Source organism: Niastella sp. OAS944 (assembly GCA_024809215.1).
Taxonomy (GTDB): domain Bacteria; phylum Bacteroidota; class Bacteroidia; order Chitinophagales; family Chitinophagaceae; genus Niastella.
Map to the genome: position 1 here is coordinate 286,834 of JANUBW010000009.1, position 17,128 is coordinate 303,961.

Below are 17,128 nucleotides of genomic sequence, written 5' to 3' on the forward strand. Positions count from 1 at the left end.
AAGGCTTTATGAATAAAAATATTATACTGGCATCTATTATAAGTGTGTTGTTCTTTCAAACTGCCTGTGAAAAGGCATTGGAAGTAACACCACCCGGCGAGCTGGCCCCTGGTAATGTATTGACCACTGAAAATGGTATCAGGGCGGTGTTGTTCTCGTCTTATTCGTTTATGCAGAACCCTACACCCTCGCGTTTCCTTATTAATAATTCTGAAGTAACCACAGATATTGGCTTCAATAGCGGCGGTACGGAATTCCTTACACTTACCCAATTGATCAATTTTACCTGGGATGCCACCCTGGGTACACTGCAGGCAGATGTATGGGCGCCCAATTATCGCAGCATTCGCGATGCCAATATTGTACTCGAAAATATTTCGAACGTTAAAGCCGCTGATGAAAAGAAGAATATGTATGCAGCTGAAGCAAGGTTTTTAAGAGCGTTCGCCTATGAATTACTGTATAAATGGTTTGGCCCCGTTCCATTACGCACTACCAGTGCTTCGGAACCTGTACTGGCAAGAGCAACCGATGAAGAAATGCGGGCGTTCATTGAATCGGAATTGCTGGCTTCAATTACCGACCTGCCCGATCCCGGAAAAGAAGAAGCATTTAGCAGGGTGAACAAAGGCGTGGCGTGGAGCACGCTGGCAAAATATTATCTCAATACAAAACAATGGCAAAAGGCGGCCGATGCCTGCCAGCAGGTAATGAATTTTAATTATTACCAGTTGTATCCGCAGTACCAGAACATGTTCAGGGTAGAAAATGAAGGCAATAAAGAAATGATCCTGGTACAACCCTGTCGCAATGAAGTGAACTTTGGTAACTGGTATACTGCCGGGGCATTACCGCAGAATTTTAAATCAACTGCGCAGATCCCGGAATATGTGTGGACGTCAACCATGGCAAATTTTGCAACCATGTACAGGATGCGTTCTGCATTTACCAACACCTTCGATGTTACCAATGATAAAAGAGCGGTATTGCTTATACGCAGTTATGTAAATACAAGCGGCGTAACGGTGAATCTTTTGGCAACGGCCGATAATGTACGCAGTTTGAAATATTGGGATAACAATACGGTAGGTAATCATAGCGGTAATGATGTACCGGTATTGCGTTATGCCGATATCTTACTGACAAGGGCTGAGGCATTGAATGAATTAAACGGCCCCGCCCAGCAGGCCCTTGACCTTATAAACCAGGTTAGAACAAGAGCGGGTATTGCCAACCTTACACTTGCTGTTGCTACCAGCAAAGAGGTATTGCGCGATCTTATCTTACGCGAACGCGGCTGGGAGTTTTACAGCGAAGGCAAAAGAAGGGAAGACCTGTTGCGCCACGATAAATTTATTTCACTGGCCAAAGCAAGAGGTATAACTGCAGCTGCCGATAAACACAAATTGTTTCCCATTCCCCAAACCGAAATTGATGCCAACACTGCCTGCAAGCAGAACGACGGCTATTGATTATAATAAACAATGAATGAATAAACCTATTATGAAAAGAGGACGCCTGGCGTTGATGGCTTGCCTGTTGATAACATCCTTTCATTCCCGTGCCCAAACAAATACACCGGCGTACAGCGATCCCGTGGCGCCGGTAGGCGATAAAATATTAACGGTACCGGCCGCTGTAACACCTGTTATGGACCACTGGATGCGCGATACCTATGTAATGAATGGTCCCGATGGATATTATTATATGACCGGCACCACGGCAACACCGGGCCGGGTTTTTAAAACAGGGGTGGTGCATTGCTGGGATTATAACGATGGCCTGTATATGTGGCGATCGAAAGATCTGAAGCAATGGGAACCACTGGGGCTTATCTGGGGTTTCGACCGTGACGGAGCAAACTGGCAAAAGAAAGGCCGGCCGGTAAAACCGGGTACCTTATCGTTGAATAAAGATCCGCTCGATTCAATGTACCGCGCACTGTGGGCGCCGGAATTACACTATATAAAAAGCAAAAAGAAATGGCTGCTTATTGCCTGTGTAAATGGCGGCATGGGTTCGTTTGTGCTCGAAAGCACAACGGGCAAACCGGAAGGTCCCTACAGGAATATTGCAGGTAACAAGGAAAAGGCGATCTTCAATAATATCGATCTGAGCCTTTTTGAAGACGATAACGGCGAAGTGTATCTGGTTGGGCATAATCATTATATTGCTAAAATGAATAAGGACCTTAGCGATATTGCCGAACCCTTTAAACTGCTGCAGGAAACGCCTTATAGTTCCGATCCCTATATTGAAGGTGTTTTTATAACCAAACACAATGGAAAGTACCAGCTGTTGCAAACTGTTTGGTCAATTGCCAAACCCAATGGCCTTTACACCTATTTACGCGACGATCGAAAAGACACCAGCGCATTGTATAGTTATGATGTGGTAGTGGCCGAAAGCGATCATGTATATGGGCCCTACGGTCCGCGTTATGCGGCTATTTTACAGGGCGGGCATAATAATGTCTTTAAAGATAAAACGGGCAACTGGTGGTCTACCACGTTCTTTAATCCCCGAGGTTTTATGGGTACAAAGTTTTCGGTTACCTGCCGGCCCGGACTGGTTCCTGTAAAATGGGTAAAGGGTAAATTGCAACCCGATCATCAACGTGCCGCTACATTTTATGCCGGTTCCGGTTCAACACCATCAAATACTACCAAATGAACAAACTGATCATTGCTTTGCTGTTATTGGCCGGTATACCTGTGGCCGCACAGGAAATTGGCGCCAACTTTAATCACGATCCTGAGATCATTGATTTTTCTTATTTGAAAAAAACACCGGTTGAATGGATCCGCACAACGCCTTATGTTTTTCAATATATAAACGGCGCCAAAAACGCCGCAACCGAACCCGGTCTTGCTAAAGTGATAGAAGCTAAAAAGCAGGGCTATAAAGTGGCCTTTGGTTTCAGATGGGATTTCAGAAAGTTCAACCTGAACATTCCCGTGCCGGGTTCTGCGGAGGAAAAGAAGTATTTTGAGGTAGCAACAAGTATTCTCGACAGGCTAGGGGCTTATATCGATATCTTTAAGTTGGGAAATGAGCCTAACCTCGAAACAAAAGAAGAAGACCTGCAGAAGAACAGCGAGGGCATAGTGCCGCTGGTGCGTTTTACCGAGCGTTTATTGAATGAGGTGGTAGAACCCTGGTATGCAAAACATACAAACGTAAAACGCCCCGATGTGTATGTAGGTTCATTGCCCCGGTTGTTTATGAAAGACGAACAACAAAAGCCGGGTGTACGCGGTCTTATTGAGCTGGCTCAAAATAAAAAGCAAATAAAAGGGCTTTCGGTACACCTGCATATTGCCGATTCGGTTGAAATGGAAGATGCCTTTAAGTTTGCAAGATCAATAATGCCGGCGAAGCCCATTATCATTCCGGAGTATTCTTTGTTCAGGTTATACAATAAGCATAATACAGACCAGTTGGGCGATTCACCGGAAGGTATTGCATTTGCAAAGAAGTTTGGTTATGCACCGGAGATGAAGTTGTACGAATGGTACAGCAAGGCAAACAGTGAGCAGGTTAGTGCTGAGGAATGGAAAGCGATGTTCGACTCGAGAAAATGGTTCCCGCAACATTTTATGCTTACGTATTACCGGTATTTTCAAAAGTATGGTGTAGTGCTGGCAACCTATGGGTATGTAAGCCAGGATGCGCCGCAGCACATGCGCCCCGATTCGCCCACCTGGTTTATTAATCCCATTTTCCCTTTCAAAAGTTTAAAGACCCAGGCTGATGGGGTGCATACTGCTAACCCATTGTGGTTTGATGATTTTGTTACCATTGTTAAGAAGGGAAGTAAGAAGTAGGAAAGAAATTTTGGGATTTCGGAATTTCGGGATTTTGAGATTTGTCGCAAGGCTCAAAGTGAAAGAAATCTCAAAATCCCTAAATCTCAAAATCAGAAATTAACTTCGTATGCTATATAAAAACATTATATGTCTCCTGAGTATTCTATGCATCCTCACTGGGTGCAGGGACCAAAAGAAGGCGACCACCACCAAACCCAACATCATCATCATTTACATCGATGACCTGGGTTATGGCGATGTAAGTTGTTATGGCGCTACGAAAGTGCAAACACCTAATGTTGACCGGCTTGCACAAAACGGCTTGAAGTTTACCGATGCGCATTGCACTGCCGCCACCTGCACGCCTTCACGATTCTCCCTTTTAACGGGTATGTATGCATTCAGGAACAATGCTGCCATTCTACCCGGTGATGCACCTTTGTTGATTCCACAGGGCATAGAAACCCTGCCCTCGATGTTGCAAAAAAGGGGGTATACCACGGCGGTAGTGGGCAAATGGCATTTAGGTATGGGCATCGGTACTATCGACTGGAACAAACCGATAAGCCCCGGCCCGTTGGAAACGGGGTTCAATTATTCATTTGTTATACCTGCCACGGTAGACAGGGTGCCTTGTGTATATGTAGAAGGGCACAACGTATATAATGCAGACACTACTGATCCCATATATGTAAGTTATAAGGAAAAGATAGGCGAGGAGCCAACGGGATTGAGCAACCCCGGGTTGCTAAAGATGAAAGCCGATACGCAGCACAGCAATACCATTATAAATGGCATCAGTCGCATTGGGTATATGACCGGCGGCAAAAAAGCAAGATGGCGCGATGAAGATATGGCCGATGTGTTCACTGCAAAGGCCAAAGAATTTATCAATAATAATAAGAACAATCCTTTCTTTTTATACCTGGCCCTTACCGATATACATGTGCCCCGCACACCCCATGAACGTTTTTTGGGTAAGAACGCTATGGGCCGGCGCGGCGACGTAATTCTTGAAATGGATTGGGTAACCGGCGCCATTACCAAAGAGATTGAACGATTGGGAATCGATAAGAACACCCTCATCATTTTTTCAAGTGATAATGGACCCGTACTCGATGATGGGTATAGCGATGAAGCCATAGAAAAGGCCGGCGGGCATTTACCTGCCGGTGATTTTCGCGGTGGTAAATACAGTGCCTTTGAAGCCGGTACCCGCGTACCTACTATCGCGTATTGGCCGGGTACAATAAAACCGGGCATCTCCAACGCTTTAATGTCGCAGGTTGACTGGATGGCCTCGCTTGCTACATTGACCGGTGAACCGTTAACCGGAAATGCAGGCCCGGATAGTAAAAATGTATTGCCGGTATTGTTAGGCGCTGCCAACACCAAACCGGAATATATGCTGGAAGAATCGTTCACCCTTTCCATTCGGTACGGTAACTGGAAATACATTGCACCGCAGGCCAAAGGCACGCCCGATTGGTTAAAAAATAAAAAGATAGAAAGCGGGTTGCAACAGCAGCCGCAGTTGTATGACCTGCAAAGCGACCCAGGCGAAAAAAATAATGTGGCCGCTCAGCATGCTGAAATAGTACAACAGCTTCAAACCGCATTAAAGGATATACAATCAGCAACAAATTCAAAAGGCAGATAAAAATCAGGTAAACTATGCTTACATGTAAACGTATTTTGTGGGTAGCATTCTTATGTTTTATTATAGTACGATCACAGGCGCAAACAGCCGCACCACGCTGGACGGAACAAAAGGCCAATGAATGGTATGCAAAACAAGGCTGGTTGCGTGGCTGTAATTATCAACCGGCAACGGCCATTAATCAGTTGGAAATGTTTCAGCCCGAAACATTCGATACCGCCACTATCAACAAAGAACTGGGTTGGGCAGAAGCGCTTGGTCTTAATGTAATGCGCGTATACCTGCACCATTTATTATGGACGGCCGATAAAGAAGGCTTCAAAAAAAGGCTCGATACTTATTTAAGCATTAGTACTAAGCATGGTATTAAAACCCTGTTTGTGATCTTCGACGATTGCTGGAATGATACCGCCTGGGTTGGCAAACAACCAGACCCCAAACCCGGCATCCATAACTCAGGCTGGGTGCGCGACCCCGGTACCATGGTGTATCGTTACCCAGATACTATTAAAGTGTTGGAAGCATATGTAAAGGACCTGCTCACCACCTTTAAGAACGACTCGCGTATTTTGTTGTGGGACCTGTACAATGAACCGGGTAATAACAAACAGTTCAATAAAAGCATGCCGTTACTACAAAAGGTATTTCAGTGGGCGCGTGAAGTAAATCCATCGCAACCGGTATCGGCAGGTTTATGGAGTGAGAACGCGAATTTCAGGGAGTTGAATAAATTCCAGCTTGAAAATTCAGATGTAATAACCTATCACAATTATAATTATATAGACCATCATCAAAATGCTATCGATACCCTGCGCAAATTTAAACGCCCGTTAATTTGTACCGAATATATGGCGCGTCGTAATGCCAGTGTATTTCAAACGATAATGACTATGCTGAAGAAAGAAAAGGTAGGGGCTATTAACTGGGGATTTGTAAGTGGTAAAACCAATACCATTTTTGCCTGGGATACCCCGCTTCCAAACATGAAAGAACCACCGCTTTGGTTCCACGATATACTTAGACAGGACGGTACTCCTTTTAGTAAAGATGAGGTAAGAGTAATTAAAGAATTGACCGATAAATCAAAGAAATAAATGAGCTAAAATACTAACAGCTGTTTTTTAGCGCAAAAGGAGCATCCTGAAAAAGGTGCTCCTTTTGCGTTTTTACCAATGAAACAGCTGTAGTTGGAATTAAGAGAGATTAAAATTCAGATTAATAAACCCACTAATTTTGTAGACTAAGTAAGTTTATCTAATATTGTGCAGGAATTAACACGGAAATATAAAATCTGAATTGATCTGGCCTAGTTGACCGGGTTAGTAAAGTACTGCACTCATGTTGCATCATAACATCATATCCATGTCCCCTGTACCTGCACTAAAAGCAGCAGGTTGTTGCTGTTGTACCAGTTGTTGTTGCTGAACAATTCCGTTGACCTTATCCCTTGTTTGGCCATACATGATCTGAAGAAAGTAAACGCTTTACATAAAATATTTGAAGAAGTTATGACCTGGTCAATTTTTGGGCGTGCCGGTCCATGATGGTTTGTTCGTTTCAGAAAAAGAGCCGGAATTGTTGCGAGCAATCCCGGCGCAAACAAGGCGTTAAGGGCAGATAGTGATTGCGAGTCCCCGTCTGCCCCGCCTTATTGTTTAATTACCAAAACAAAGATAATGACAAAAGCTGTTAGTGTATGGCTTCTGCCTGCACTGCTTATGCCGTATATTGTGTTTTCTCAGGAAAACCCGGCAAAAAATACCCCTGCTCCCACTGTTAAAACCGGAACGGATAATATTATTCTCTCTGGCCGGGTTATAGATGATAAAACCAAAGCCCCATTGCCCGGCGCAACCATTCATATTAAAGGCACAACGCACGAGGTGGCGGCCGATGAAAAAGGCGCTTTTAAATTCGTTACCGGTCAAAGACTGCCAAGTGTTTTTGTAGTTACCAATGTGGGTTATCAACCCAGGGAGATCACTATCAGCCAGGCTACTGACATCGTGATCACTTTGCACGAAACCAATTCACAATTGAATGATGTAGTGGTGGTTGGTTATGGTACCCAGCAAAGAAAAAACCTCATCAGCTCTATTTCAAAGGTGAATGCGGCAGAAGTAAAAGAATTACCAGTGGCTGGCGTTGATGCACAGTTACAAGGTAAGGCTTCAGGAGTGCAGATCAATTCAAACACCGGCGTTCCCGGTGATGGGGTCTTTATTCGGGTGCGTGGCGCAACCTCAATCAATGCCAGCAATGATCCTTTATATGTGGTAGATGGCGTATTTATTAATAACACCAGTTTACAAACTGTAAATACCGGTGGCCGCGCTACCTCACCCATTGCCGATATAAACCCTGCCGATATTGAAAGCATCGAAGTGCTGAAAGATGCCAATGCCACTGCCATTTATGGCGCTCGTGGCGCTAATGGCGTTGTCATTATTACTACCAAACGGGGTAATTATAATGCAGCCCCTAAAGTAAATATCAAAGCGGCTACCGGTTGGGCAAAAGCGGCGGAGTTATGGAAGCTCACCACAGGGCCCGAACATGCAGAGCTGGTAAATGAGTTTTATGCCAATTCATACCAGGATGCCCTGACTGCCAATGATGCCGCCGGTATAACAAAATATAAATACCTGCCATTTCGCGCCCTTACCGATAATCCAACGGCAACACCTGCTCCGCGTGGATTGCCGCAAGATCAGAACACGTACGACCGGCTGAACAAATTATTCCGTACAGCCAGGCTGAGTGATTATGATATTTCATTACAGGGCGGAAGCAAGGCAACCAAATATTATTTGGGCGCAGGCTACACAAGTCAGGAAGCGAACATAAAACCCATCGATTTTAACCGTGCCAGCTTTAAGCTGAACCTCGATCAACGAGTGAACGAAAAGATACAGGTGGGCGTTAGTAACAGTTTTTACCGAACCTACCGTAACCAGGCCCGTTCAGGAGATGGTCCTGCCGGTGGTTTGTTGCAATCTGCATTACATACGCCCACTTATTTACCCGAAACCAATGCCGACGGTACACCGGCCCGTTGGGCAGGTTTCGATAACCTCGATGTGCTCATAAATAATTACGATGTAAATACCATCAGCTTACGTTACATTGGTAATATCTATGCCGATGCGGAAATTATTCCTGATCTGAAATTCCGTACCAGCTTTAGCGTTGATTATAACCATTACAACGAATCGGAATACTGGAATAACCAAACTCAGTTAGGTGCAGCGCCAACCAATGGTCTCGCTACATCTATTCAAACACAAAATACCACCTGGATCAACGAACAAACGCTTTCTTACCGGAAGAACCTGTTTGGCGGTCATACCTTCGGTATATTAGTGGGTAATTCTGTTCAAAGCAATTCATTACGTACCGATTCTTTATCAGGATCGGGTTTCCCCAATAATTCATTCAGGTCAATTGCATCAGCCGCTAACCGGCCTTCTTCTCAAAAGTTTGCGAAGGGTAATCTGGTATCGTTCTTTTCACGGGTTGATTATAACTACAGTGGTAAATATTTCCTGGAGGCAAGTATCCGTGCCGATGGATCGAGCCGGTTTGGCGCGAACAATAAATACGGTTACTTCCCCTCTGTGGGTGTTGCCTGGCGCATAAGAGAAGAAAACTTTCTGCAAAATGTGAACTGGTTGAGCGATCTTAAACTGCGCGCCAGCGTGGGCCTCACTGGTAACCAAAATGGTATCAACAACTTTGCAGCACTTGGGCTTTGGAACGGCGGTGCAGGATATCCTGATGTTGCCGGCAGCAGCGATCAGCCGGGTACAGCGCCACAGCAATTAGGCAATGACGATCTGAAATGGGAAAAGACCCGCCAGTCGAATATTGGTGTAGATGTGGGCCTTTTCAACGGCGCAGTGAGTGTAGAAGTGAATTTGTATTCAAAGTATACTACCGATGCCCTGTTGCAATTACCAATAAATGCGATCTCCGGTTTTAATTCCTACTCATCCAATGCCGGAGAGATCAGCAACAAAGGATATGAAGTAAGCATCATCTCTAATAACATTCGTAAAAAAGATTTCAGCTGGACAACCAGTTTCAATATCTCTGGCAATACCAACAAGATTGAAAAACTGCCTACTGCTGTTAACTATTATAACCGCGACTGGGTTCGTTTACAGGAAGGCCATCCATTGTATTCATTCTGGTTATATAAACAACAATATGTTGATCCGGAAACCGGCACTGCTGTTTTTGAGGACGTAACAAAAGACGGATCTATTACAGTGGCCGATCGCCAGATACTGGGCAGCGCAATTCCAAAGTTCTTTGGTGGCATTACCAATAACCTGCGCTATAAAGATTTCGACCTCGGGGTTTCATTTACTTATCAATACGGCAACAAGGTGTTTAACCTGAACCGCTTTTTTGGTGAAGGCGGCGGTACCCGCGATGCCAACCGCGTGTTACTGGCCAGTCAGTTAGCCAGATGGCAAAAGCCCGGTGATATCACTGATGTACCAAGACTGACTGCATACGGAAATAATTATACGCTTGAGCAGAACAGCCGTTTCCTCGAAGATGGTTCCTTTATCAAATTCAGTGCGTTGACCTTTGGATATTCTTTGCCCCAACGTATTGTATCGAAGGCGCATATTCAAAATGTTAGACTCTATTTCATTGGTAGCAATTTGTTGTGGATCAAAAAATACACCGGCCCCGATCCTGAGTCGAACGTAACTGCTGTACAAAATGTGCAGGGCCTCGATCTGGGTACGCCACCACAACCCCGTACTATACAGTTGGGTATCAATGTAACCTTGTAAACCTCTCAAAAAAAATAATTACATGAATGCTTTTAAATATATAGTTCCGGTGCTGGCTGCGGTGTCACTGGTTTCGTGCAAAAAGTTTCTGGAAGTGGAGCCGGTTGATTCAGTATCGGATGGACAAACGATCGTTGACAAAACTTCAGCAGAAACTGCTACCCGTGGTTTGTACCGCGCGCTTTCAGCCGATGGTTATTATGGGGTTACTTTTCAATCCATTGGTTATTTAAGTGGCGACAACGTACAATGGACGGGTTCGCAATCGATCATACAACAATTCATTTCACATAATGTACGAGCCGATAATGCGAATATTGCGAGTGCATGGAGCGCTATTTACACTACCATCAACCGCGCCAATCACATTATTGCCAAAGTACCCAATGTAACAGATCCGTTATTTACGCAAACGTTGCGGAACCAGTTAACAGGTGAAGCATATTTTGTACGGGCGCTGGCTTATTTTGACCTGGCCCGTACCTGGGGCGGAGTGCAACTGGCGTTAACGCCTACTAATTCAGCATCGGATAAAACAGGTATACAACGCAGTAGTTTGGCCGAAACCTATGCGCAGGTGTTAAGCGATCTTACTGCTGCAGAGCCTTTGTTACCCGAAACAACCAACCGCGTACGCGCTACCAAAAAAACAGTGTGGGCCTTGCGTGCACGATATCATTTGTATCAAAAGGAGTATGCATTGGCCGAAGCCTATGCAACCAAACTGCTGGGCGATGCAGCCAGCTACCAGTTGGTGAAACCCTATAGCGCTTTCTTCGCTAACAACGTTGTTAATACCCAGGAATCGATTTTTGAATTGTCATACAGCAGTACCTATACCAACGGCCATCGTAACCAATGGCAACCACCGGCCAATAATGGTACAAGACAATGGGCGCCCAGTGATGCGTTCCTTACATTGGTAAATGATGCCAGCATAGGCGGCAACCGCAGCGCACTTGTGGCAAAAACATCACAGGGGCTTTGGTATGGTAACTTATATTATCGCAGTCCGGCTACCGACCCGGCCTATGTGCTTCGCATAGCAGAACAATATCTTATCAGGGCTGAAGCGCGGGCGAACCAACCCGGCAAACTGACCGAAGCGCTGGCCGACCTGAATGCAGTACGCAGTCGTGCCGGATTGGCAAACAGCACTGCTGCCACACAGAATGATGTTTTACTGGCAATAGAGAACGAAAGAAGAATAGAGTTTGCGTTTGAGCCGCACCGCTGGTTCGATCTGGTACGTACCGACCGTGCCGGTACCGTGTTAGGTGTTAACGATAAGAATAAGTGGGTGTTGCCCGTGCCTGCAAACGAAGTGTTGATTGATGGATCGCTTGAGCAGAATTTTAGTTATTGATAGAAGTTGACGAGTTAACGGGTTGACGAGTTAACAAGTGGTTGAAAAGGTGATAAAGTTGATGGAGGGAAATACAGTTCGAAGTTTTTAGTTTTAAGTTCTTAGTTCATTAATTCGGAACTCGCTCTCTGGTTTCAGGTTTCAAGTTTCGGGTTCAAGTTGTTGCGCAGCTGTATTTGTATTCGCTTGCGGCTTATAGCTTGCAGCTGTATTCTGTATTTGCTTTAGGCTTTTAGCTTTTAGCTTTCGGCTGTATTCAATTTCCCGTTTGCCGTTTCACGTTTCACGACACGCGAGGGTTTAAGATTCGCGAGCCATTGCCTATTCACGATTGCCGATTGCCGTTTAACGTTTGCTAGTTGCTGAGAACCGGGAATCAAATATCAAAAAGCAAACTTAAAATCAAACTAAACCAAATGAGTACACAACATACCACGGAATGGAAAGGCTATGAAAAAATAGCCTTCCGTTTCTTCTTTATTTACTTTCTTATTCAGTCGGTACCATTAGACTGGGTATACTATCAACAGGTATTTTCCATTAACTGGTTACACCTGCGATACAACGATATTTTTGTTTTGGCGCACTATATGCCGCAATTCTTTGGCGGTGCGCAACATTTTACCGGCTGGTTTATAGTAGCGGCCATCGCTGCTATTGGTACAATCGCCTGGACCTTTATTGATCGTAGCCAGGCGAAAGAATACACCAATCTGTACTACTGGATCAGGGTGATTGTACGTTACCGGCTGGCTATAGGCGTTATTGCTTACGGGTTCCTCAAAGTATTTCCCCTGCAATCGCCTTATCCTTCGCTTAGTAACCTCAATACCAGTTACGGCGATTTTACCCGCTGGAAATTATTTTCAATAAGCCTTGGTATAGTACCTTCTTATGAAACCTTTTTGGGTTTTGTAGAAGTGGCTGCCGGTTTATTGCTGTTATATAGGAAAACGGCATCGGTTGGCGCCGTGATCATTCTATTGTTCACCGGCAACGTATTCATGTCGAACATTGCCTATGAAGGCGGCGAGGTGGTGTACAGTTTATATTTGATCGTTCTCGCCTTATTTGTGCTGTTCTGGGACCTGCAACGCATTACAACCCTCATCGTTTTGCAAAAGCCCGCAACACCCAACCGCTTCAGACCTGTATTCACTGCAAAATGGCAGGTGTATGCCCGCACCATTTTAAAGCTGGCGTTTATCTTCTTCTTTGTTTTATTGTACAGTTTTAAAACCGCTACCGGTTATAAACACCATCCGTACCAGTTCCCCGTTGCAAAAGGATTGCCGAGCGTGAGCGGTATTTATAATGTAAAAACATTCCGCATCAATGGCGATACACTTGCGTATTCCAAGAACGATCCTGTTCGCTGGCAGGATGTGGTGTTTGAAGAATGGAATACCATCAGCATCCGCTCAAACCGGCCAGTTGTAATTGATTCAAATAATGTAGAAAAAATAACGGCGGCAGATAATGATAAGACCTATGAACTGGAAGGTACCATCGGCCGGCATTATTACAGCTATACTGAGGATTCAGCACAACGGGTATTGACGTTGCAGAATAAGAATAAGTTTTATAAGAACGAACAGCTCATACTTCATTATAACAGGCCCAACGATAGCACTATTGTATTGTATGGTGTGAACGAACACCGCGATTCGGTATTTGCCACCCTGGAGCGGATCAATAAAAAATATCTGCTGAAGGAAGTGGAACGTGAAGGCCGTGGTAAATCATTAAAACTATAAGCCATAAAACCAAAAACTATGTCAATTACACAAAACGAATATATGGTTGCCGCGCCGGTTGCAAAACCAGTCAATGGTAATGGCCACCAACAGCCAGAAAAAGAAGCGGTGGCTGCGGTTGCTTCTACCTGGACAGCCCGGCAAAAGTTATGGTTCAGGATCGCTTTCATTTTTTTTGTAAGTATTTCCATTCCTAATAGCGCCGAATGGTACAAGATCGTTTTTAATATAGACTGGACGAACCTGCACTACCGCGATCTATATGATATAGCCCGTTTTGGTTCAGGAATAAATTTATTTGGCAATAAATTGTTTGGAAGTACACTGGTGGGTTATGCTAACTGGATAATTACAGCTATTGTAGCTATTGCCGGCGGCTTTATATGGACCTGGGTCGTGCGTCGAAAAAAGACAGAGCGAAAAGAATACAACCTGGCTTATTACTGGCTGCGGGTGGTAGTTCGTTACCGTGCCGGTATTGGTATCATTGGTTTTGGTTTTACCAAACTGCTGCCGGTGCAAATGCCGTATCCTTCATTTGGTGTGCTGAATACCAATGTAGGCGATCTTACTGCGCAAAAATTATACTGGTTATCTATAGGGGTGGTGCCCTGGTACCAGATCTTTGCCGGTGTAATTGAAGTAACTGCAGGCACATTGTTATTGTTCCGCAGAACCACTACTATTGGTTCTATATTATTATTTGGTGCGCTGGCCGATATCGTATATGTGAACTTTGCCTATGATGGCGGCGTGCATGTGTACAGCAGTTATTTTGTATTGCTCTCGGCCTTCTTATTAGTGAACGATGTACCTAAATTGTATAACCTGCTTATTCTGGAAAAATATACAGTGCCGGTGAATTTCTATCCGGCGTTCACAAAGAAATGGCAACAGTACAGCAGGGTGGGGTTGAAGGCGCTTACCTTGTTTGTGTTCCTGGTAGTATTCTTCTATTTACAATTGATCAACTTCTGGTACGATCCGTACAAACAACCATCCGTAGCAGGTGTACAGGCATTGCGCGGTAATTATGCGGTGACGGAGTTTAGGGTGAATAATAAAGTGATCCCTTATGACCCTACAGATACGGTTCGCTGGCAGGAAGCTACTTTTGAAAAATGGACCAGCTTAACCTATCGCATCAATAAACCAACTGCATTGGACCTTTCAAATGGTGGCGGCGATCCGCAACGCGATATCAACCGCACTTTTGAAATTGCAGGCGTAGGTGGCGGTCAACACGTATTTCATTATTACGCCGATACCGTAAATAACGTATTGTACCTGCAGGATAAATTCAAAGAAGTGCCGGATAGAAGAAACAGGGCCTCTAGCGTTGGTGGCGATGGTGGGGCGGTGGGCAATGAAGCAAAGGCGGAAAGGAAAAAAGATACAGTTGATAATTTCATTCCTAAAGAAGCCTGGAAGAACATCGGCAATGAAGTAACGAAGATAGATCCACGTGCGGCCTCTACCCGCCGAGACCGCGAGTTTGCGGAAGCGCCTAAAAATGAAAAAAGAAATCGAATGATATTGCATTATGAAACCACCGATGGTTCGCATGTGGTATTACGAGGTATAAATGAGAACAAAGATTCTATTTACGTGGTGTTAGACCGGGTAAATCGTCATTATGCCTTATCTGAAAGCAGTTTACAGGCAGGAAAGTATTAAGATCACTATGAACAAAGCATATATAGGTTGCATACTTGTTATCATTATGTCGTGCAACACAAACCCTGGTCCGCGCCCTGATTTAGTAAAAGAAAGTTCTAGTAGGAAAGCTGATACCACCGGATGGCCGGCCTCATTTGGGCTTGGCCGTCCGGCTTCAGCCGTTGACATTGAGAAGATCGATATCGATGTTCGTCCCGATGGCGTGGGTTTGCCTGCCGGTGAAGGAACGGCTATTACTGGCAAAACGATCTATATGACAAAATGTGTGGCCTGCCATGGTACCGATACAACCTCGGGCGATGCAAAATTACCGGGACCGGTGTTGATCAGCGACCATCCCGGAAAAAAGAATAAAACTATTGGTAATTACTGGCCTTATGCCACCACGTTATTCGATTATGTACGAAGGGCCATGCCTTATACCGAACCCGGTACATTGACCAATGAAGAAGTGTATCACCTGACGGCATTTTTATTAGCAGCAAACAAAGTGATAAAGGAAACTGAAGTGATAAATGCGCAAACCCTGCCGAAAATAGTGATGCCTGCGCAACACCGGTTTGTAAACGATGACCGGCGCGGTGGTAACGAGGTACGGTAGTGAATTGTTGATTGCTTAATTATGGTAAACATGAATGAACAGGAAAAAGATAGAAAGCCAGGTAGGCATATTAGCCGCCGCATCTTATTAGGCGGCGCAGCTACAGCAGCTGTGGTGTTGCTGAAATCATCATACGGACAGGTTGTTCAAAAAGCCATTACGCAGGCAGAACTGAAAATAAGCGATCCTACAAAAGTATTAGGGCCGCCACCGGGCGAAGTGGGTACCCGCTCAAAATTTGAAAAGCCCGTAAAGAAAACATCCGATACTTCTTCGCGCACGCCACTGCAGGATCTGTTCGGTACCATCACGCCATCTGATCTGCATTATGAACGCCATCATGCCGGGGTGCCGGTGATAGACCCCAATAATTATAGCTTAACCATACATGGTATGGTTGATAAGCCTTTGACGTTCTCCCTGGCCGATCTGAAACGTTTTCCATCTGTAACAAGAATATTCTTTCTCGAATGTTCGGGTAACTACAGAAGTGGTAAAGAAACCATGACGCCGCAGGAGATCTGTGGATTGACCAGTCAAAGTGAATGGACGGGCGTAATGCTTTCAACACTGTTTCGCGAAGTAGGCGTTAAACCAAAAGCAAGCTGGTTTTTGGCCGAAGGTTCCGATGCGGCTGTGATGACACGCAGCGTTCCGGTAAGTAAAGGTTGGGAAGATGCGATGATTGCCTATGCACAAAATGGCGAAGCCATACGGCCTGAACAAGGATACCCGGCAAGATTGTTATTGCCCGGTTGGGAAGGCAATACCAGTGTAAAATGGTTGCGGCGCATTGAGTTGAGTGATCAACCCTGGATGACCCGTGAAGAAACTTCAAAATACACCGAAGGTGTAAAGGATGGAAAGATAAGGCAGTTTAGTTTTGTGATGGATGCGCGATCTATCGTAACTTATCCGGCCTATCCGCAGCAAATACAAAAAGGCTGGATGGAGATAAGAGGAATTGCCTGGAGTGGCCGCGGTAAAATTTATAAAGTTGAAATTAGCACAGATGGTGGAAGGACCTGGAACACGGCGAAGCTGCAGGACCCGGTGCTTGATAAAGCCCATACCGCATTCCGTTACCTTTGGGAATGGAAGGGTGGGGAAGCCGAGATCCTAAGCCGAGCCATTGATGAAACCGGTTATGTACAGCCAACGATGAAACAGTTAAAAGAAGCCCGCGGTGAAGATATGGGTGGGTATCATTTGAACCCTGTGACCAGTTGGTTGGTGCAGCGCGATGGACGAGTGTTGTTTAAACCGGAGAATTAATTTGATAAAGGGGAGGTAGCTTTTAGTTCTTAGTTTTAAGTTTCGGGTTTCAGGTTCGCGAAGCTGTATTTTGTATTTGCTTACGGCTTGTGGCTTTAAGCTTGCTGCTGTTTTCTGTATTTGCTTTAGGCTTTCGGCTTACAGCTTTAAGCTGTTTTCAATGAATGAA

At 45.0% G+C, this 17,128-nt stretch carries 11 protein-coding genes; all 11 read left to right on the forward strand.

Features of this window, described 5'->3' with window-relative positions; all coding sequences use genetic code 11:
- The first annotated feature begins 8 nt into the window (after positions 1–8).
- The 11 genes from GGD38_RS29400 to soxC all read left to right on the forward strand — a co-directional run bounded on the left by GGD38_RS29400 (position 9) and on the right by soxC (position 16,959).
- Complete coding sequence (locus tag GGD38_RS29400) at positions 9–1,472, forward strand: RagB/SusD family nutrient uptake outer membrane protein (RefSeq protein ID WP_375302682.1); 1,464 nt, start codon at positions 9–11, stop codon at positions 1,470–1,472.
- Positions 1,473–1,503: 31 nt separating this feature from the next.
- Entirely contained in the window at positions 1,504–2,673 is a 1,170-nt protein-coding gene (locus tag GGD38_RS29405; RefSeq protein ID WP_375302681.1) for a family 43 glycosylhydrolase, read from the forward strand.
- Positions 2,670–3,827 (forward strand): hypothetical protein, encoded by a 1,158-nt coding sequence (locus GGD38_RS29410; RefSeq protein ID WP_375302680.1) that lies wholly within the window; start codon positions 2,670–2,672, stop codon positions 3,825–3,827. Before GGD38_RS29405 ends, GGD38_RS29410 begins: the two co-directional genes overlap by 4 nt.
- Before the next feature lie 109 nt (positions 3,828–3,936).
- Positions 3,937–5,469 carry a sulfatase-like hydrolase/transferase gene (locus tag GGD38_RS29415; protein WP_375302679.1) on the forward strand — a complete coding sequence of 511 codons (1,533 nt, stop codon included), beginning with the start codon at positions 3,937–3,939 and terminating at the stop codon, positions 5,467–5,469.
- A 14-nt stretch (positions 5,470–5,483) separates the two neighbouring features.
- On the forward strand, positions 5,484–6,563 hold the full coding sequence (locus tag GGD38_RS29420) for a cellulase family glycosylhydrolase (protein ID WP_375302678.1): 1,080 nt from the start codon (positions 5,484–5,486) through the stop codon (positions 6,561–6,563).
- Positions 6,564–7,145: 582 nt separating this feature from the next.
- Positions 7,146–10,280, forward strand: coding sequence for a SusC/RagA family TonB-linked outer membrane protein (locus GGD38_RS29425; protein ID WP_375302677.1), 3,135 nt, complete (start codon positions 7,146–7,148; stop codon positions 10,278–10,280).
- A 22-nt stretch (positions 10,281–10,302) separates the two neighbouring features.
- Positions 10,303–11,646, forward strand: a complete 1,344-nt coding sequence (locus GGD38_RS29430) for a RagB/SusD family nutrient uptake outer membrane protein (protein ID WP_375302676.1) — start codon at positions 10,303–10,305, stop codon at positions 11,644–11,646.
- A 416-nt stretch (positions 11,647–12,062) separates the two neighbouring features.
- Entirely contained in the window at positions 12,063–13,403 is a 1,341-nt protein-coding gene (locus tag GGD38_RS29435; RefSeq protein ID WP_375302675.1) for a DoxX family protein, read from the forward strand.
- 18 nt (positions 13,404–13,421) lie between these two features.
- Positions 13,422–15,080 (forward strand): hypothetical protein, encoded by a 1,659-nt coding sequence (locus GGD38_RS29440; RefSeq protein ID WP_375302674.1) that lies wholly within the window; start codon positions 13,422–13,424, stop codon positions 15,078–15,080.
- Positions 15,040–15,684 (forward strand): c-type cytochrome, encoded by a 645-nt coding sequence (locus GGD38_RS29445; protein ID WP_375302673.1) that lies wholly within the window; start codon positions 15,040–15,042, stop codon positions 15,682–15,684. The genes GGD38_RS29440 and GGD38_RS29445 overlap by 41 nt, the downstream gene beginning before the upstream one ends.
- 30 nt (positions 15,685–15,714) lie before the next feature.
- A complete protein-coding gene (soxC, locus tag GGD38_RS29450) occupies positions 15,715–16,959 on the forward strand; it encodes a sulfite dehydrogenase (RefSeq protein WP_375302672.1) in 1,245 nt (414 codons plus the stop codon).
- Positions 16,960–17,128 lie beyond the last annotated feature (169 nt).